The organism is Streptomyces flavofungini (assembly GCF_014650815.1).
Classification (GTDB): domain Bacteria; phylum Actinomycetota; class Actinomycetes; order Streptomycetales; family Streptomycetaceae; genus Streptomyces; species Streptomyces flavofungini.
Genome location: NZ_BMVR01000017.1, coordinates 77,295 through 94,701 on the forward strand (window position 1 = coordinate 77,295; position 17,407 = coordinate 94,701).

At 70.3% G+C, this 17,407-nt stretch carries 16 protein-coding genes and 3 pseudogenes; 10 read left to right on the forward strand and 9 right to left on the reverse strand.

Annotated elements, in window-relative coordinates:
- Window positions 1-3 precede the first annotated feature (3 nt).
- From IE274_RS33470 to IE274_RS33480, 3 genes are all read right to left on the reverse strand, one after another.
- Complete coding sequence (locus IE274_RS33470; protein ID WP_190119704.1) at window positions 4-576, reverse strand: dihydrofolate reductase family protein; 573 nt, start codon at window positions 574-576, stop codon at window positions 4-6.
- 242 nt (window positions 577-818) lie between these two features.
- Window positions 819-2,246: a sensor histidine kinase gene (locus IE274_RS33475; RefSeq protein WP_190119705.1), complete on the reverse strand. Its 1,428-nt coding sequence runs from the start codon at window positions 2,244-2,246 to the stop codon at window positions 819-821.
- On the reverse strand, window positions 2,243-2,941 hold the full coding sequence (locus tag IE274_RS33480) for a response regulator transcription factor (protein WP_190119706.1): 699 nt from the start codon (window positions 2,939-2,941) through the stop codon (window positions 2,243-2,245). Before IE274_RS33480 ends, IE274_RS33475 begins: the two co-directional genes overlap by 4 nt.
- A 153-nt stretch (window positions 2,942-3,094) precedes the next feature.
- Between IE274_RS33480 and IE274_RS33485 the strand changes: the two genes are divergently transcribed.
- From IE274_RS33485 to IE274_RS33495, 3 genes are read left to right on the forward strand one after another with little or no spacing between them, the layout of a single operon-like run.
- Complete coding sequence (locus tag IE274_RS33485; RefSeq protein ID WP_229909976.1) at window positions 3,095-4,432, forward strand: ferredoxin reductase family protein; 1,338 nt, start codon at window positions 3,095-3,097, stop codon at window positions 4,430-4,432.
- A gap of 11 nt (window positions 4,433-4,443) precedes the next feature.
- On the forward strand, window positions 4,444-4,854 hold the full coding sequence (locus IE274_RS33490; RefSeq protein WP_190119707.1) for an FMN-binding protein: 411 nt from the start codon (window positions 4,444-4,446) through the stop codon (window positions 4,852-4,854).
- Between the two features lies 1 nt (window position 4,855).
- Window positions 4,856-5,581: an FAD:protein FMN transferase gene (locus tag IE274_RS33495; protein WP_190119708.1), complete on the forward strand. Its 726-nt coding sequence runs from the start codon at window positions 4,856-4,858 to the stop codon at window positions 5,579-5,581.
- A 78-nt stretch (window positions 5,582-5,659) separates the two neighbouring features.
- Here the strand turns inward: IE274_RS33495 and IE274_RS33500 are convergent.
- Window positions 5,660-6,100: pseudogene (locus tag IE274_RS33500) on the reverse strand (FGGY-family carbohydrate kinase); the annotation flags it as partial.
- Here IE274_RS33500 and IE274_RS33505 point away from each other — a divergent pair.
- Together IE274_RS33505 and IE274_RS33510 are read left to right on the forward strand one after the other, a co-directional pair.
- Window positions 6,093-6,566, forward strand: a pseudogene (locus IE274_RS33505) (substrate-binding domain-containing protein); the annotation flags it as partial. The pseudogenes IE274_RS33500 and IE274_RS33505 sit on opposite strands and share 8 nt — an antisense overlap.
- A 69-nt stretch (window positions 6,567-6,635) precedes the next feature.
- Window positions 6,636-7,661, forward strand: a complete 1,026-nt coding sequence (locus tag IE274_RS33510) for a LacI family DNA-binding transcriptional regulator (protein WP_190119709.1) — start codon at window positions 6,636-6,638, stop codon at window positions 7,659-7,661.
- 55 nt (window positions 7,662-7,716) lie between these two features.
- Here IE274_RS33510 and IE274_RS33515 read toward each other — a convergent pair whose 3' ends face one another.
- The gene (locus tag IE274_RS33515; protein ID WP_190119710.1) at window positions 7,717-8,175 is read right to left on the reverse strand and encodes an ArsI/CadI family heavy metal resistance metalloenzyme; all 459 of its coding nucleotides are present in this window, start codon (window positions 8,173-8,175) and stop codon (window positions 7,717-7,719) included.
- A 78-nt stretch (window positions 8,176-8,253) separates the two neighbouring features.
- On the opposite strand from IE274_RS33515, the gene IE274_RS33520 reads away from it, so the two are divergent.
- The 3 genes and pseudogenes from IE274_RS33520 to IE274_RS33530 all read left to right on the forward strand — a co-directional run bounded on the left by IE274_RS33520 (window position 8,254) and on the right by IE274_RS33530 (window position 10,011).
- Complete coding sequence (locus IE274_RS33520; protein ID WP_190119711.1) at window positions 8,254-8,652, forward strand: ArsR/SmtB family transcription factor; 399 nt, start codon at window positions 8,254-8,256, stop codon at window positions 8,650-8,652.
- A 158-nt stretch (window positions 8,653-8,810) separates the two neighbouring features.
- Window positions 8,811-9,089, forward strand: a pseudogene (locus IE274_RS39790) (arsenate reductase/protein-tyrosine-phosphatase family protein); the annotation flags it as partial.
- 373 nt (window positions 9,090-9,462) lie between these two features.
- Complete coding sequence (locus IE274_RS33530) at window positions 9,463-10,011, forward strand: hypothetical protein (protein WP_190119712.1); 549 nt, start codon at window positions 9,463-9,465, stop codon at window positions 10,009-10,011.
- Window positions 10,012-10,111: 100 nt separating this feature from the next.
- On the opposite strand, the gene IE274_RS33535 is transcribed toward IE274_RS33530, so the two are convergent.
- The 3 genes from IE274_RS33535 to IE274_RS33545 form a co-directional block, all read right to left on the reverse strand.
- Window positions 10,112-10,759 (reverse strand): helix-turn-helix transcriptional regulator, encoded by a 648-nt coding sequence (locus IE274_RS33535; protein ID WP_190119797.1) that lies wholly within the window; start codon window positions 10,757-10,759, stop codon window positions 10,112-10,114.
- Window positions 10,760-10,847: 88 nt separating this feature from the next.
- Complete coding sequence (locus IE274_RS33540; RefSeq protein WP_190119713.1) at window positions 10,848-11,591, reverse strand: FG-GAP repeat domain-containing protein; 744 nt, start codon at window positions 11,589-11,591, stop codon at window positions 10,848-10,850.
- A 398-nt stretch (window positions 11,592-11,989) separates the two neighbouring features.
- Entirely contained in the window at window positions 11,990-14,227 is a 2,238-nt protein-coding gene (locus IE274_RS33545) for an MMPL family transporter (protein ID WP_190119714.1), read from the reverse strand.
- Between the two features lie 306 nt (window positions 14,228-14,533).
- Here IE274_RS33545 and IE274_RS33550 point away from each other — a divergent pair, with 306 nt between their 5' ends.
- Complete coding sequence (locus IE274_RS33550) at window positions 14,534-15,307, forward strand: TetR/AcrR family transcriptional regulator (RefSeq protein WP_190119715.1); 774 nt, start codon at window positions 14,534-14,536, stop codon at window positions 15,305-15,307.
- 30 nt (window positions 15,308-15,337) lie between these two features.
- On the opposite strand, the gene IE274_RS33555 is transcribed toward IE274_RS33550, so the two are convergent.
- Window positions 15,338-15,970: a DUF6461 domain-containing protein gene (locus tag IE274_RS33555; RefSeq protein ID WP_190119716.1), complete on the reverse strand. Its 633-nt coding sequence runs from the start codon at window positions 15,968-15,970 to the stop codon at window positions 15,338-15,340.
- A 201-nt stretch (window positions 15,971-16,171) separates the two neighbouring features.
- On the opposite strand from IE274_RS33555, the gene IE274_RS33560 reads away from it, so the two are divergent.
- Window positions 16,172-17,368: a serine hydrolase domain-containing protein gene (locus tag IE274_RS33560; RefSeq protein ID WP_190119717.1), complete on the forward strand. Its 1,197-nt coding sequence runs from the start codon at window positions 16,172-16,174 to the stop codon at window positions 17,366-17,368.
- Window positions 17,369-17,407 lie beyond the last annotated feature (39 nt).

Consider the following 17,407-nt stretch of genomic DNA (forward strand, 5'->3'; position numbering starts at 1 on the left):
CCGTCAGCGGACGACGTCGAAGACGTTCTTCTGCAAGCCGTTGGCGTACGCCTCGTGCTCGACGAGCTTCAGCTTCTGGGTGTCCTTGTCCGTGGCGCTGAACAGCCGCTTGCCCGCACCGAGGAGCAGGGGGAAGACGAGCAGGTGGTAGCGGTCGATCAGGCCGGCGTCCGAGAGGGCCTGGTTCAGGGAGGCGCTGCCGTGGATGATGATCGGGCCGCCCTCGGTCTCCTTGAGCACGGCGACGTCGTCGAGGGAGCGCAGGATCGTGGTCTCGCCCCAGTTCGACACGAGGTCGCCCTCGGTGAGGGTGGTCGAGACGACGTACTTGGGCATCAGCTTGTAGTCGGCGAAGTCCTCCATGTCGGGCCAGACCGGGCTGAACGCCTCGTAGCTGGTGCGGCCGAACAACATCGCGGTGGCCTCCTGCTGCTCCCGGCCCTTGATCTCGAACGCCTCGGGGAGGAACTCCATGTCCTTGAACGTCCACCCGGAGTTCCGGTAACCGGGCTCGCCGCCCGGAGCCTCCACGACGCCGTCGAGCGAGATGAAGGCGGTGCTGATCAAGGTACGCATCTGAAATTCCTCGGTGTCTGGGGTCCGGCTTCGGCAGTTCCGGTCGATGCGCCATCGGATCACATTCACCGCTGCGGCGCACCGACCAGTACCTATGACTGTGGACCTCGTGGAAAGTCATCGGTCGGGCCACACCGTGGTCGGCGATGTGCCGCGACGGTCACCACGGCTGCGCTCGTGGGGGGATGGGGCCTCAGTGCCGAGAGAACAGGCGGACGACGACAGCTTTCACCGGCGGACCGCTAGCGCGGAATCCGCAGCGTGAACACCGTCGACCCCGCCTGGCTGGTCAGCTCGATGGTGCCGTTGTGGGCCCGGATCAGTGACCGCGCGACCGCGAGGCCGAGCCCGCTGCCGCCCCGGTCGCGGGTGCGGGCCTTGTCCACGCGGTAGAAGCGGTCGAAGACCCGCTCCTGGTCGGCGGCCGGGATGCCCGGGCCGGAGTCGGCGACCTGGACGACGGCGGCGTCAGCGGAAACGGACAGGCTCAGCGACACCTGCGTACCGGCAGGGGTGTGCACGGCGGCGTTGGACAGCAGGTTGTCCAGGACCTGACGGATGCGGAGGGGGTCGAGGCGCAGCAGCGCCGCCGGGTCGCCGTCGACCCGCACGGACAGCGGGTGGTCCGGCCGTCCCGCGCGGAACGCGTCCGCCGCCTCGTTCACCAGCTCCGCCGGGTCCGTGTCCGCCAGGCGCAGCGGCGTCTCCACGTCGGCGGCGTCCAGGCGGGCGAGGAGCAGCAGGTCGTCGAGGAGGAGGCCCATCCGGGCGGCCTCGGCGCGCAGGCGCGCCAGGTGCTTGTCGCGTTCGGCGGGCTCGTTGGCGGCCGCGTACTGGAAGAGGTCCGCGTAGCCGCGTACCGACATCAAGGGGGTGCGGAGTTCGTGCGACGCGTCGGCGACGAAGCGGCGCAGGCGCTGTTCCGCCTCGGTGCGCACGGCGAGGGAGTCGTCGATGTGGTCGAGCATGGTGTTGAACGCGGTGCGCAGTTCACCGACCTCCGGGCCGCCGGCGTCGGAGTCGACGCGGACCGGCAGCCCGGCCGAGTCGGTGAAGTCGTGCGAGGTGATGCCGCGGGCCGTGTGGGCCATGTCGCTGAGCGGTTTGAGTCCGCGGCGCAGCAGGGAACGGCCGAGGCCCACCAGGCCCACCAGGGCGAGTGAGAACGCGACGACCTGCACCATGAGGAGCTGGTCCATGGTCTCCTCGATGTCCTCCAGGGGCGCCGCGGTGACGAGGACGACGCCGGGGCTGACCTCGCAGGCCCGCAGCCGGTACGCGCCCTGCCCCTCGATGTGCGTGGTGCGGAAGACCTCCTTCGCCCCCGACTCGCGCTGGACCTCGGCGACGGCGGACAGCTTTCCGGCGTCCGCGGGCACCTCACTGGGTCTGCGCAGCACGGCCCGGCCGCCCGCGACGTCGTACACCGCCGTGTACCAGCGGTAGTACGGCTGCCGCTCCACCGTCCCGTGCACCTTGGCGTCCTTGGCCTGGGTGCCCTGGACCAGCGCCATCTGGTCGTTGAGCTGACGCTCCAGGTAGTCCCGCATGTACGTCGAGAGCGCGGTGCCGACGACGGCGAACACGGCGAGCGCGAGCACGCCGAGACCCAGCGCGAGGCGAGTGCCGAGACGCATCCTGCGGTACGTCCGCGCGATGCGGCGGATCACTCGGCGACCTGTCGCACCACGTACCCGACACCCCGGACCGTGTGGATCAGCGCCGCACCGCCGTCGTGCGGCTCGTCGAGCTTGCGGCGCAGTCGGCTGATGACCAGCTCCACGACGTTCGAGCGGCCCCCGAAGCCGTACTCCCAGACGTGATCGAGGATCTGCGCCTTGGTGAGGACCGTCGGTGACTTGCGCATCAGGTAGCGCAGCACCTCGTACTCGGTGGGGGTGAGCGTGAGGAGCCGGGTCCCGCGCCGCACCTCACGGGTGTCCTCGTCCATCGTCAGGTCCGACACCTGGAGCACGGAGCGCTGGAAGCCAGGACCGGCACTGCGCCGCAGAACGGTCCGCAGGCGGGCCATCAGCTCCTCCACCGCGAACGGCTTGACCAGGTAGTCGTCGCCGCCCCGGGTCAGGCCCGCGACCCGGTCGGAGACGCCGTCACGCGCGGTGAGGAACACGACCGGCACCATCGTCCCGGACGACCGCAGCCGGTCGAGCACGGCGAAGCCGTCCAGGCCGGGCAGCATCAGGTCGAGCACCACGATGTCCGGCTGGAACTCGGCAGCCCGCAGCAGCGCCTCCTCGCCGGTGTGCGCGGTGATCGCCTCCCAGCCCTCGTAGCGGGCCACCGTCGCCACCAGGTCGGCGATGGGCGGGTCGTCGTCCACGACGAGAAGGCGCACTTTTTCCACCCGCCCATAGTGCGGCACGCGCCCGCCGCCGCCCTACCGGCCCACAGCGCCGCACCCACATCGACAGGCACTTGAAAGTTCAGCGACAGGGAAACGACAGCTACCGGGAGGCAGGCTCGTAAGCCCCAGGCGCCGATCTAGGAGTTGCCGCCCGTGACGACCCTCCCACGCGTCGAGCCACCCCGGACGGCGGTCCGCCCGAAAGCGGTGGCCCGCACCGGTCTCTACGCCCTGCTCGCGGCGAACGCGGCCGTGGTGACCGTGTTCTTCCTGCAGGCCGGATTCGCCTCGAACGCGCTCATCGTGATGGGGCGCCTGGCCGGGCTCTACGCGGCCCTGCTGATGGCCTTCCAGCTGCTGCTCGTCGCCCGGCTCCCGTTCTTCGACCGGCGCATCGGCATGGACCGGCTGACGTCCTGGCACCGCTGGGTCGGCTTCAGCCTGCTGTGGCTGCTCCTCGCGCACGGCGTGTTCATCGTCTTCGGCTACGCGCAGGCCTCGTCGATGGGTCCGGTCGACCAGCTCGTGGATCTCGCGGAGACCGTCGAGGGCGTGCTGCGCGCCCTCGTCGCCCTCGTCCTGATCATGGCGGTCGGCGTGGTCTCGGCCCGCTACGCCCGCCGCCGGCTCGCGTACGAGACCTGGCACTTCATCCACCTCTACACCTACCTCGCGGTGGTCCTCGCCTTCACCCACCAGGTCGCGGCGGGCTCGACGTTCACCGCGTCGGCCACCGCCACGACGTACTGGTACACACTGTGGGGCGTGGCCCTCGGCGCGGTCGTCGTGGGCCGTCTCGTCCTCCCGCTGTGGCGCAACCTGCGCCATCGACTGCGGGTGACGGCCGTCGTGCCCGAGTCCGAGCACGTCGTCTCGATCTACGTCTCGGGCCGCGACCTGGACCGGCTGCCCGCCCGCGCCGGTCAGTTCTTCCTCTGGCGGTTCCTGACCAGGGACCGCTGGTGGCAGGCCAACCCGTTCTCGCTCTCGGCGGCCCCCGACGGCACGCACCTGCGGCTCACCGCGAAGACCGCGGGCGACGGCACGGCGGCCCTGCGCCACCTCAAGGTGGGCACGCGGGTGTTCGCGGAGGGCCCGTACGGCGCCTTCACCACGATGCACCGCACCCGCCCCGACACCCTCCTCATCGCGGGCGGCGTCGGCATCACCCCCGTCCGCGCCCTCCTCGAAGAGCTGCACGGCCACGTCGTCCTCATCTACCGGGTCGCCACCGACCAGGACGCCGTCCTCTACGCCGAGCTGACCGAACTGGCCCACGCCAAGGGCGCCGAGCTGCACCTCGTCACCGGCCCGGCGAGGCCGGACAAGCTGGCCCCGCGCGACATCGCCACCCTCGTCCCCGACGTCGCCGACCGGGACGTCTACGTCTGCGGGCCGCCCGGCATGACCACCGCCGTCCTGCGCACCCTGGGCGACCTGGGCGTGCCCAAGCCGCAGATCCACGCCGAGCGCTTCAGCCTGGCCGGATAAGGGGAAACACGATGAAGCGAGCACTGCCCGTCCTGGCGCTTACCGCCGCCGCGGTGATCCCGCTGTGGCGCTACGAACCGTCCCTCGGCACGACGACCACCGAGGCGGCCCCGGCCCCCACGCCCTCCTCCCCACCGTCGTCGTCCTCCGACGGCACCGCCGCGAGGGCCGTCCGGGGCTCCACCGTCCACACGGAGAAGGGCCCCGTACAGGTCGAGGTGACCTTCGAGGGCGACCGGATCAGCTCCGTACGCATGCTCCAGCAGCCCCACCACCCGCAGACCACCGCCGCCGTGCCGAAACTGGTCGAGGAGACGCTCTCCGCGCAGAGCGCCGACGTCGACACGGTGTCCGGCGCGACCGTCACCAGCGACGGCTACAAGGAGTCGCTGCAGGCCGCGATCGACGCGAAGGGCGCCTGACGTGCTGCGCGTCGAACACGTCATGGGCTTCCCCGTCTCGGTGCGCATCGACGAGGGGGCGGCCGAGCCGGAGGCCGCCGTGGACGAGGTGTTCGCGTGGCTGCGCCAGGTCGACGCGCGGTTCAGCCCGTTCAAGCCCGACAGCGAGGTGTCCCGCCTGGACCGGGGCGAGGTGCCGACCGACGAGATCAGCCCGGAGCTCCTGGAGATCCTCACGCTGTGCGAGGACTACCGGGTCGCGACCCGCGGCGCCTTCGACGCCCGGCTGCCCGGACGCGGCCTCGACCCCTGCGCGGTGGTGAAGGGCTGGTCGGTGCAGAAGGCGGCGGACCTCCTCGCGGCGGCCGGGGCCACCCGGTTCTGCGTGAACGCCGGTGGTGACGTCGTCGCGTCCGGCGGGCCCTGGCGCGTCGGCGTACGCCACCCCGAACACGCCGACCGGCTGTGCACGGCGGTGGACCTCACCGAGGGCGCGGTCGCCACGTCCGCCCGCTACGAGCGCGGTGACCACATCCTCGACGGCCGCACCGGCCGCCCGGTCCGGGGCCTGCTCAGCCTGACCGTCGTGGCCGCGTCGCTGACCGAGGCGGACGCCACCGCGACGGCGGCGTTCGCGCTGGGCACCGAGGGCGTCGCATGGGCCGCCGCGCGGGCGGGCTGCGAGGTGTTCGCGGTGGACGAGGAGCAGCGGGTGCTGCGGACGGCGGGGTTCCCCGTCGCCGTGTGAGGGCCGGCGCGGCCGAGCCGCGGCCCGCCTGCCGGATGGGCGGAGCCGCGCCCGGCCGTGTCCGTCCCGCCGGTCGGCTCACCCGCCGGGGACGCGCCGGTCCGCCGCCTCCCAGACGCCACGGTCGGCGGAGGGCTGGTAGCGGCTCAACGGCTGTGTACGTGCGACGAGTTCCCGCATTCCGGCCAGCTCGCCGACCGCGCCGTGCGTCCGCGCCTGCACCAGGACGTTGCCCAGTGCCGCGGCCTCGGCCGGTCCCGCGACAACCGGCAATCCGCAGGCGTCGGCGGTCAGTTGGCACAGGAGCTGGTTGCGGGCGGCGCCGCCGACCAGGTGCACCACGTCGACGGGGTGGTCGGCGAGTCGCCGGGCCCGGTCGATGGCGCGGCGATGGGCGAGGGCGAGCGAGTCGAGGATGCAGCGGGTGGTCTCGGCGCGGGTCGACGGCGCGGGCTGCCCGCTCGCGCGGCAGGCCTCGGCGATCCGCTCGGGCATCCGCCCCGGCACCAGGAAGGACGAGCTGAAGAACCCCGAGTACAGGGACATGAAGCTGGTGAAGACCGCGTACGGCAACGACGACCCGCAGGCGTCCTTCCAGCAGACCCAGGGCCTGCTCCAGGAACACCCCCGGCTCGCCGGGATCATCTCCCCGACCACCGTCGGCATCAAGGCGGCCGCCCAGTACCTGTCCGGCTCCAAGTACCAGGGCAAGGTCGCGCTGACTGGCCTCGGCACCCCCAACGACATGCGCGAGTACGTCACCGACGGCACCGTCGAGGCATTCGAACGGTGGGACCCGGCCAGGCTCGGCGCACTCGCCGCGCACACGGCCGTTGCCCTGAAGTCGGGCCGGATCACCGGCAGGGTGGGCGAGACCTTCAAGGCCGGGGGCATGGGCGCGTTCACCCTCGGCAAGGACGGTGTGATCAACCTCGGGAAGCCGACGGTCTTCGACAGGAAGAACATCGACGACTTCGACTTCTAGGCGCGGGGGAGCGCCCGTTAGCCTGGCCTCTGCCTCATCGAACTACGCAGCGCTGGAGGTCCCGGCCCGATGGCCCGGCTCGTGGGTATCAAGGGCATCGCGCACGCCGCCGGAGTCTCTGTGGGCACGGTCTCCAACGTGCTCAACCGGCCCGACTCCGTCTCGCCGCACACACGCGCCCGCGTCCAGGCGGAGATCGACCGGCTCGGCTATGTGCGCAGCGAGTCCGCCCGCCAACTGCGCGTCGGACACAGCCGCATGGCCGGCCTGCTCGTCCTCGACATGGGCAACCCCTTCTTCGTGGACATCGCCCGCGGCGCGGGGCGCGTCGCCCGGGCGGCGGGCCTCGGCGTCATGCTCTGCGACAGCGAGCAGGACCCGGCCGAAGAGGCCGACTACCTCGCGCTGTTCGCCGAGCAGCGCGTACGCGGCGTCCTGCTCACTCCGGCCGATGCGACCGGCCGCACGGTGGAGGCGTTCCGACGGCACCGCATCCCCTTCGTCCTGGTCGACCGGGTGGCCGAGGGCACGTCCGAGTGCTCCGTCTCCGTCGACGACGTGACCGGGGGCGCTCTGGCCGTACGCCACCTCCTCGACGCGGGACATCGCTCCCTCGCCTATGTCAGCGGTCCGCCCGGACTCCAGCAGGTGTCCGACCGCCGCACCGGCGCGCTCCAGGCCCTCACCGAAGCCGGACTGCCCCCCGAAGCGCTGCGCGAACTGCCCACCGAACGCCTCGACGTCGCGGCCGGACGGGACGCGGGGGCCCGTCTCCCCGGCCTCGCGAACCGACCGACCGCCGTATTCTGCGCCAACGACCTGCTGGCCCTCTGCGTGCTCCAGTCCCTGTACGCCACGGGCGTACGTGTCCCCGACGACCTGGCCATCGTCGGTTACGACGACATCGAATTCGCCGCCGCGGCAGCCGTCCCCCTCACCTCGGTACGCCAGCCCGCCGTCACCATGGGCCGCATGGCCGCCGACCTTCTCCTCGACGAGATCGACTCCGATCCGGAATCCCCGACCCACGAACACCGCACGATCGTGCTCGACCCGGAGCTGGTGGTGCGCCGCTCCAGCCTCCCCACCCGCTGACTCGACGCACCTGGAGTCCCGCGCCTTCGAAGCCGGGCGATGAGCCCGTACCGGTTCAAGACCCGCAGGCGCATCCCGCCGCGACAGGCTGGCTTGTGGAGCTGCCGTCACCGGCCGCGTCGGCGTCAGCGCTCTTGCCCAGTGTGTCGGCGTCGGCCTTGACGACGTAGACCTCCCACGGCTCCTGGCCGGGGCCGTGCACCCACACCTTGTCCTGGAGCGCGTAGCAGCACGAGGTGTCGTTCTCCTCGAACGTGGCCAGGCCCGCGTCCTTGAGTCGGGTCGTCGCGGCGGTCACCTGGTCGGTGGACTCGACTTCCACTCCGAGGTGGTCGAGGCGGGTCTCCTGCCCAGGCTCGCCCTCGATCAGCACGAGCTTGAGCGGTGGCTCGGTGATGGCGAAGTTGGCGTAGCCCTCGCGGCGCTTGGCCGGTTCGGTGCCGAACAGCTTCGAGTAGAAGGCGATCGACCCTTCGAGGTCGCTGACGCGGAGGGCGAGCTGTGCGCGGGGCATGGTGGACTCCCATCGACCTGATTCGACGTCTGTCTATTCAAGATTGCGCCTTGAATTGAGACTTGTCAATATAGAACCATGTCGAATCAAGCGTTGTTCGTGCTCGGCGGGACGGGCGAGAGGGGCGTGTGCTGCCCCGGCCTACTGACCGCACCCCTCGACGAGGGGCAGGCCGTAGAGCTGGCGAAGGTGTTCAAGGCGCTGGGCGACCCCGTGCGGCTGCGCCTCCTGTCGATGATCGCCTCGCGCGCCGGCGGCGAGATCTGCGTCTGCGATCTGACCCCCGCGTTCGATCTGTCGCAGCCGACGATCTCGCATCACCTCAAGCTGCTCCGACAGGCCGGACTCATCGACTGCGAGCGGCGAGGCACGTGGGTGTACTACTGGCTGCTGCCCGACATGACCGACCGCCTCGCGGGCATCCTGACCCGCCCCGTGGGCGGGCCTGTGCCTGCCCCCGCCGAGGCGCCTTCGTAAGCCGCGCTCACCGAGGCCACCTTGACCGGGGTGGCGCTGGCGATCGCGCCGTCGGCCCCCTCGCCGAGGCCGCCCGTGCCGATCGGCCCCGCCCACGCCGCTCTGTACGCCCGCCGCCTCTTCCCCGCCCCGCCCCGTGACCGAGGAAAACGTCGCCCATGTCTGCTGCCGCCCTGCCCTCCGTCCTTCGTCTGCGTCCACAATGCCGGTCGTTCGCAGATGGCCGCCGCCTTCCTCACGCACCGTGCGGGCGACGCGTACAGGTGCGCTCCGCTGGCTCCGCCCCCGCGGACAACGTGAACCCTGCCGTGGTGGAAGCGATGGCCGAGGTGGGAATCGACGTCTCGGCCGAGATCCCGAAGATGCTCACTGCCGAGGCCGTGCAGGCAGCTGACGTGGTGATCACGATGGGCTGCGGCGACATCTGTGAAACGTTTCAATCGTGCGGTACGCCGATCCTAAGGCGGAGAGCGGGGACGCCTCAACGGGCGTGCGGGGGCTGGGAGTTCAGGGGTGCGCGGCGAGAAGGGTGAATCGCCGTCCCGGCGATGCCTCCCCGGCCGAGGCGGCGGAGATGCCCGGGACGGCCGGTGCCTCAGGTGATCAGGCGGGCACTGGTCAGCCAGATGTGTTCGCAGGTCGCGGGCGCGAAGGCCATCACTTGACCTCGTCCAACTCGCCCAATTCGGGCAGCTCGATCTCACTCAACGCCGTGTCGCTGGTGAGCACCAGGAGGGTGCCCCTGCTATTGACATGCCAGTAGACCGCCGTTTCGGCGGAGCCCGAGCCGGTTACCGAAGGGAGTGACCCATGCCGCTCGTTGTCCTTGGAGCTTCGTCGCTGCAGCTGCTGCTGGGAGTGACCTTTGTGATCGTTGCCGCCACAGGCGCAGTCTGGGGCGCCGGTGCCCAGCGTGCCGCCGAGGCTGAGATGGCCGGGCAAGGAATTCCCGCCGCTGTCCTCGCCCGGCACCGGATCAACTTCGCGGCCGGCCGCGCCAGTGTCCTGGTCGCGGTTTCCATCGGCCTGTTCCTGACGGCGCTGGCAGCGCTCAACCTGGCCGGAAGCGGGACCGGCCAGCTCCTGTCGTGGATCGTCCAGCCGATCGTCTTCGTTCTCGGCTGCCTGATCATACCCAGCGAGGTGTTCCTCACTCAGGGCATCAGGTCCGCCTTCAACAAGGCCGACGATCCGGCACTGCACAGCGTCGATGTCGATGCCCTCGTCGATGCCGCGGTGAGCACTCAGCCCGCCTGGTCCCGCTACGTGATCGCTGCGCGCTTCGGGCTGGCGACGGTGGGCTCACTGCTGGTCGTCATCTTGCTGACGGTTCCCGCCGCGAACACCTACTTCGCCTGACCTGTCCACCGACACCGGAACGCTCAGGACCCGCACCAGGCCGGCTGGACGACGCGGGCAGACTGAGCGACCGCTGCCCCGGCCGACCCGCCGCCCCACCTCAGATGTAGCCCTCGCGGAGCGCGTAGGCCACCGCGTGCGAGCGGTTGCGCAGGTGGAGGCGGGTGGTGAGGCCGTGCATGACGTTCTTGACGGTGCGTTCGGAGTACGACAGCTTCGTGGCGATCTCGGCGGTGTCGAGGCCTTCGGAGACCAGCCGCAGGACGTCCACCTCGCGCGGGGTGAGTCCCAGGGCGGAGCCGGGCTGCTCGGCGCCGCCGCGGTGCAGGCGTCCCACCTGGCCGATGAGGCGGCCCAGGAGGTCGGAGGGCAGATCGCCGCCGCCCTTGGCGGTGGTGAGCACAGCCTGCACGAGCCGCTGCGCGGTGGCCTCGCGGCGCCAGACGATGGCCCCGACGCCGCACTCGATGACGTCGAGGAGCTCGTTCTCGCGGACCGTGCCGACGACGAGCACGGCACGCGAGCCCTCGCTGCGCACGACCCGCCGCAGCCGGGCGAGGGCGGACTCGTCGAGGACGTCCTCGACGAGTAAGGCGACGGCGGCGGGACCGGAGTCCTCGGTCAGCTCGACCTCGGGGTGCCGCCGGAGCTGGCTGCGGACTCCCTCGCGGCTGATCGGATCGTGCGCGGTGACGCTGACCCGTACTCGGGTCGTCTTGGGTGCGGAGGACACGGAGGACGGGATCATCGTGGTCACGCGATTACCTCACTTCTGGGGCTGCGGCGATGCGCCGGGCGCCGCCGATGCCCGGAGGATCGGCGACGCCCGGTGGGGGTCAGGAGCAGGGCTTGTAGAAGTGCTTCCAGCCGCTGGTGGGCATGGACGGCGGCTCGGCGGGGGTGCCGACCTGGCCGTACTTCGTCTGCTCCTCGTAGACGTACTTGCCCGGGCCGCTGGTGCGCTTCGACAGGCGCACGTGCCGCTCCCACACTCCGTCGCCGGAGTTGTTGAGGATCGCGATGTCCGGGTACTTGTCGTCGTTGTAGTTGGCGACCCGGAGCTGCTTGGCCTCTCCGTGGTCGCCGATGTCGGAGTGCCGGGCGTTGGCGGAGGCCAGGTTCGTCCGCTTGAGCGGCCCGGGGCGGTACTGCGCGACGCGCGCCTTCGCGGGGTCGTCGATGCCGGACGGCTTGACGATGTTGACGACCATGTCGAGGGTGCCGTCGTTCTTGAAGTCGGCGACCGCGGCGGTCGCGACCTCGCCCGGCTTCGCGCCGAGGAGCTTGCTGACCGTCTTCTTCGCGCCGAACGAGCCGCTCGCGGTGCCCCACTGGACCGTCATCTTGGTGCCGGTGTGCCCAGGATTCGAGATCTTGTCCGGGCGGCCGTCACCGTTGAGATCGCCGACCAGCGTCGTGGCACCGGTCAGACATCCGGCGGCAGCCGCAGCGGCCTTGCCGGACCGACCCGCACCGTCCGCCGACGACCCGGTCGCACTGGCCTGGTAGCCGCAGACAGTCAGGGTCAGGGCGGCGGCCGCGATCGGCGCGGCGATCAAACGTGAGCGCTTACGAAGCATCTACGAATCTCCAATGTCATTGCGCTGAGCCGTGCTGTGCCACCGATCCCCCCCACCGCACCCCGTGCGGCGATGAAGCCGACGATGCGGGGCGAGCTCTCGGATGAGCACGGATAGAGCTTGTGGGGTGATCCGTCCCAACCGCCAGGAAAATCGGGCAGTTCGGGACACTGGAACGCTGAAATGAGCTTTGACCTGGTGAAACGTGAGTGGCCTGGAACGCGGGAATGGGACGCGAGAGTCCTTCGGGGGAGGGGAGATGGGGTGTCCGGGCGGTGGCGGACCGTCACCCGTCACCCCGCTGGAGGTTCGGTCTGGCCGTTGCACGGGGTTGGCCCACCGGCCACGGGAACTCCCTTTCACGTTCCCGTGGCCGACGAGCGCCTCCGCTGGTTCTGCTAGTGCCGCACGAAGGGCGACTCCGCGGTCGGCTCGGGCTCGGCCGTCGGCACGGCAGCGAGCTCGGGACCGCCTTCGCTGAGGCCGTACCGGTTGTGGAACGTGCGGAGGAAGCCGGGCGCGTACCAGGCCGAGCGGCCGAGCAGACGCATCGCGGCCGGGACGAGGACACCGCGCACGGCGACGGCGTCGATGAGGATGGCGAGCCCGCTGCCCAGGCCGAACATCTGCATGAAGCTGAGCTTGGCCGTACCGAAGGCGAGGAAGCTCACCGCGAGCAGGCAGGCGGCCGCGCTGACGATGCGGCCGGTGTGCCCGAGGCCGTTGGTCACGGCGGTCTCGTTGTCGGCGCCCTGGTCGTGGAGTTCCTTGATCCGGCTGGTGACGAACACCTCGTAGTCCATGGAGAGGCCGAAGGCGATGCAGAACATCAGCACGGTCATCGCCAGCTCCATGGGCTGCGCGGTGAAGCCGAGCAGACCGGAGAGGTGGCCGTCCTGGAAGATCCAGGTCATGACGCCGAGGGTGGCGCCCAGGCTCAGCATGTTCAGGACCAGGGCGCGCAACGGCTGCACGACGCTGCCGGTGAAGAGGAAGAGCAGCAGGAAGGTGGTGAGCACGACCAGGCCGATGGCGACCGGGAGCAGGCCGCTGATGGAGTCCTTGGAGTCGACGAGTTCGGCGTCGATGCCGCCCACCAGCGGGTCCGACCCGGCGGGCGGGGCGAGCGTCCGTACGTCCTTGACCAGGCTCTGGGCGGCGTCCGACTTCGGTTCCAGGTCGCTGACCACGTTGATGCGCTGCGCGTCGGCGCGGCTGAGCGCGGCATTGCCGGGACCGCCCGCCGGGTCCTTGCCGTCGGCGTACGTTCCCGCGCTGGTCTCGACGCGCGTGACGCCGTCGAGTCCGGCGAGCTTGGTCGCGTACGACGCCAGTGGGGCCTTGTCCACGGACTGGTTGATGACGATGTGCAGGGCCGCGTCGTCGTTGCCGTCGAAGTTCTCCCGCAGGGTCGCGGAGACCTGGCGGCTCTGCGCGTCATCGGGCAGCACCCGCTCGTCCGGCGTGCCGAAGGTGATGCCGAGGAGCGGGCTCGCCGCGACCAGCAGGACCGCGAGCACGGGGACCGCGGTGAGCACGGGCCTGCGCATGACGGTCCGGGCCAGCCGGCCCCACAGCGGCGTCCGGCCGTCGGCGCGTCCCGTCTTCGGCCACGGCAGCTTTCCGCTGTTGACCCGGTGCCCCAGGGCCTTCAGGAGGGCCGGCATCACGAACATGGTGCCGAGGGCCGCGATGGCGACGACACCGACCCCGGCGTAGCCGAACGAGCGCAGGAAGTACTGCGGGAACACCAGGAGCGCCGCGAGCGCGGCCGCCACGGTCGCGGCGGAGAACGCGACGGTACGGCCCGCGGTGTGCACCGTCTTGCGGACGGCGTCGTCCACGCTCGCACCCGCCGTGAGCTGTTCCCGGAAGCGGCTGATCATCAACAGGGCGTAGTCGATGGCCAGTCCGAGGCCGAGGGCGGTGGTGAGGTTGGTCGCGGTGTTGGAGACGTCGGTGATGCTGCCGAGGATGCTGAGCTGGGCGAACGAGCCCGCGATGGCGAAGATGGCGATGGCCAGCGGCAGCAGGGCGGCGACCACACTGCCGAAGACGAACAGCAGCAGTACGAGGGTCAGCGGGATGGCGATGAGCTCGGCCAGGAGGAGATCGTCGACCACCTGGGTCGACATGTCGCTGTTGACCGCGGCCCCGCCCCCGGCGCGAACGCTGAGTCCGCCCTCGTGGGGACCGCTGTAGTCGTCGATGACGCTCGTGGTGTTCTTCTCGAGCTGCGTGGCGTCGCCCTTCACATGGGCGAGCACCATGGCTTCGCGACCGTCCTCGGACCGGAGCGTGGGGCTCTTGGTGTCCCAGTACGAGACGACGTTGTCGAGGTGCTTCTCCTTCTTGAGGTCGGCCACCAGGGCCCGGCCGTCGCCCTGGGCGGCCGGGGCGTCGATACGGCCCTTGTCGGCACGGACGAGCAGGATCAGGTTCGTCTCGCCGCCGAACTTGTCCTCGATGACCTTCGTGGCCCGGGTGGACTCGGATCCGGGGTCGTCGAAGCCGCCGCCCTTGAGTTTGGTGAACGCGCCGCTGCCGACGGCACCCATGAGGGCCACAGCCACGACGGCGACGATGAGGATCAGCCGGGATCGGCGAATCGCCAGTTCGGCTAGGCGGTCAAACACGGGAGGTCTCCTTCGAGTACTTACGAATACATGCGAATACGTGCGAACAAATACGGTCAAAACCGACGAAAATCGGCGACGTCAGGTAGGCCTGCGGCAGGCGACGGAAAGTGAAGGACGGGCAAGGGGAGGGGGCGTGACGCCCTGTGGAGGCTCCCCGTCGGTGGTGGCGAATGGCTTGATGTCGAGCCCCTCGCGCCGAAGACGACGTTAGCGAGGACACAGAAAATTTGGCAGTGTTAGATTTTCCTCACACTGTCCACGATGCCGCTGACCCACCAGGGCTCACCGTCGTATGGTCACCACATGTCCGCAGAAACCCACGCAGCGCAGCAGCCCACCCTGCGCCAGCGACGTCGAGCCGCCGCCACCCAAGAGATCCTCGAAGCCGCCGAGCACCACATCGCCGAGCACGGCCCGCACGCCATGTCCCTGCGCGCGATCGCCCGCGGTCTGGGCATGACCGTGCAGGCGCTCTACCACTACTTCCCGAACCGGGACGCGCTGGTGACGGCGCTGATCGCGAAGGCGTACGACGATCTGGCCGCGGCGGTGCAGGCGGCTGTCGATGACGCGGGGGGTGGCGCGGCGGGCGGCGCGGTGGGGGGTGGCACGGCTGTGCCGCGACTCGTGGTGGCGGCCGAGGGCTATCGCCGATGGGCCATTGCCCACCCCGAGCGATTCCAACTCCTCTACGGGGCACCCCTGCGGGACTACGAGGCCCCCGTCGAGGGCCCCACCACCCAGGCGGTGCGCCGGATGAGCGGGATCTTCCAGTCCGCGATGTTCGACGGCTTCACCCCCGAGCAGCTCGCCGCAGCGGACACCCCCGCCCTGACGCCCTCATTCCAGGCGTTCGTGCGGCACCTGCCATCGGACGGCCTGGGCGACCTGTCCCCCCAAGCGGCCGCCCTTTTCCTGAGCGCCTGGGGACACCTGACCGGCCTCGTCGTCCTGGAGGTGTTCGGACACACCGGGTTCATGGCCGAGCACCAAGCGGAGGTCTTCCGCTTTTCGATGCTGAACATGCTCGACGACACCCACCGCCGGATTCGCGGGGCGGCAGGGGATGCCGAGTAGCGGCGTACGAAATGATGCGGCGAGGCGGAGTCAGCCGAACGCGGCTGCCAGCAGCTCCGCTTCTGTCTCCTCCCAGGGCAGGCAGATGCCGAACTCACCCTCCAGGAACTGCAGGAAGGCGACCTCACCCACTTCGTCACTGTCGTGCACGAAACCGAGCGCGACCTCGGCCGGAACGCCGTTCGCGAGGTGTGGCAGACCAGGCTCGAAGGACGAAACCAGCTCGCCGCGCAGGGCGAACTCGACACGGCTGAAGTTCTGGTTGCGATGCACGCACACCGCCCGTCCCCGCGTGGACAACGCCCCTATGTAGTCACCCGTATGACAGCTGATCTCCTCCAGCGCATACGCCCACCCCGCCACCGAGCCCGCTCTGACGATGCTCTCCGGCGGGACGGGCAGGAACCCCGCGCTCGCAAGCCGGGCGACCGTCGTTTCGTCCTCCCAGTCCAGGAAGTCGAGATCGCTGATGTGGTCCTCTTCATCCCTGCCCAGCAATTCGGACGCCGCGTCGCGGGAAAGCGGCACCATGTGGCGCTCCTCGGCGCCGATGGCGCGCAGCAACTCGTGCGGAGAGAGCCCTTCGCTGAGGGTGAGTGTGAAGCCGAGGTCGTAGGCATCGGCTATCCAGCTGAGCCCGTTCTCCGTGGTCTCCCGGTTCATCAAGTCCCCTCCCGCACAGTGATCCGCCGTGACGACCTTCGCGAACGGAACAGTAAGGGGCGGCACTGACATCGACGTTCAAGGTCCGCCTCTCACTCAGCCTTCACACCCACTGCGTCATGCTGGACCCGAGAGGGCGGTGGTGCTCGCGCCGTCGGCTGGTGCCGAGGCGTGCGCGAGTGCCTGGAGGGGGAGTGGCCGATGGCTGGGCCGAGGGTGTCAACGACCGCGTCGTTTCTGCGGGTTCCGGTGGGGCGTCGTGCGGTGGTGCGCGGGGCGGCGCTCGTCGTGCCCGCCCTGGTGGGTGCCACGGCGTGCGGTCCGAAGAAGGAGGAGCGCCATCGGTCCGACGGCGAACTCCACGACCAGATCCAGGACGTGGTCACCGCCGAGCTGCCGAAGGGCCCGGGCGTGACCATTCTCGCCGCCCGCGGGTCCGGTGTCGTGTACTGCGAGAGCTTCGGGTCCGCGGACCGCGCACGCGGCATCCGGTGCGGACGCGACACGGTGTACGACATCGCCTCCAACACCAAGCAGTTCACCGCGGCCGCCGTCCTGAAACTGGAGATGGACGGCCGCGTCCACGTACGCGACCGCCTCGGCGACCTACTGCCGGATCTTCCCCCGCACATACGGCCCCTGACGGTGCACCAGCTCCTCACGCACACCTCAGGCCTGCCGGAATTCCTGCCCGACCGCTACGGCGACGACTACACCCCCCTGACACGCGCGGAGATGCTGAAGGCCCTGGCCCACACCGAACCGCTCTCCCGGCCGGGCCAGGCCTTCCACTACTCCAACCTGGGATACAGCCTGCTGGCCGCCATCATCGAGGAGCGGTCAGGGACGACGTACGAACGCTTCCTCGCCGACCGCCTCTTCCACCCGGCGGGCCTCAAGAAGACCGGCTCCGTACGGCCGCGCTGGTCGGAGTCGGACATAGCCGTCGAGTACGACGAGAAGGGCAGGCCCGCAGGTCGCCCTAACGAGCAGCCCTGGGCGCCCGACGGACCGCACTGGAACCTGCGCGGCAACGGCGGCATGCTGTCCACGGCGACGGATCTGCTGCGCTGGCACGTCGCCCTGAACGGCAGCGAGGTCCTCTCCGCCGACGCGCGCCGCAAGATGTTCACGCCGCACGCGTTCGAGGACGAGGCCTCCGAGGACGGACTCGCGTACGGGTACGGATGGGCCCTGGCGCCCGGCACCGACGGACGGCGGATCGCCTGGCACACCGGGCAGAGCCAGGTCGGCGGCTCCTACTCCGAGATCGTCCGCTCCGTAGACGGGGAGGCCCTGGCAGTCGTGGCGACCAACTACAGCACCAGAAAGGGGAAATGGGCGATCGGCGACCTCGACCTCGCGCGCAAGATCGTCCGCCTGCTCCTGAAGGAGTGACTGGCCGCCGCAGGGCCGGAGTCAGGCGCAGGGCCGGAG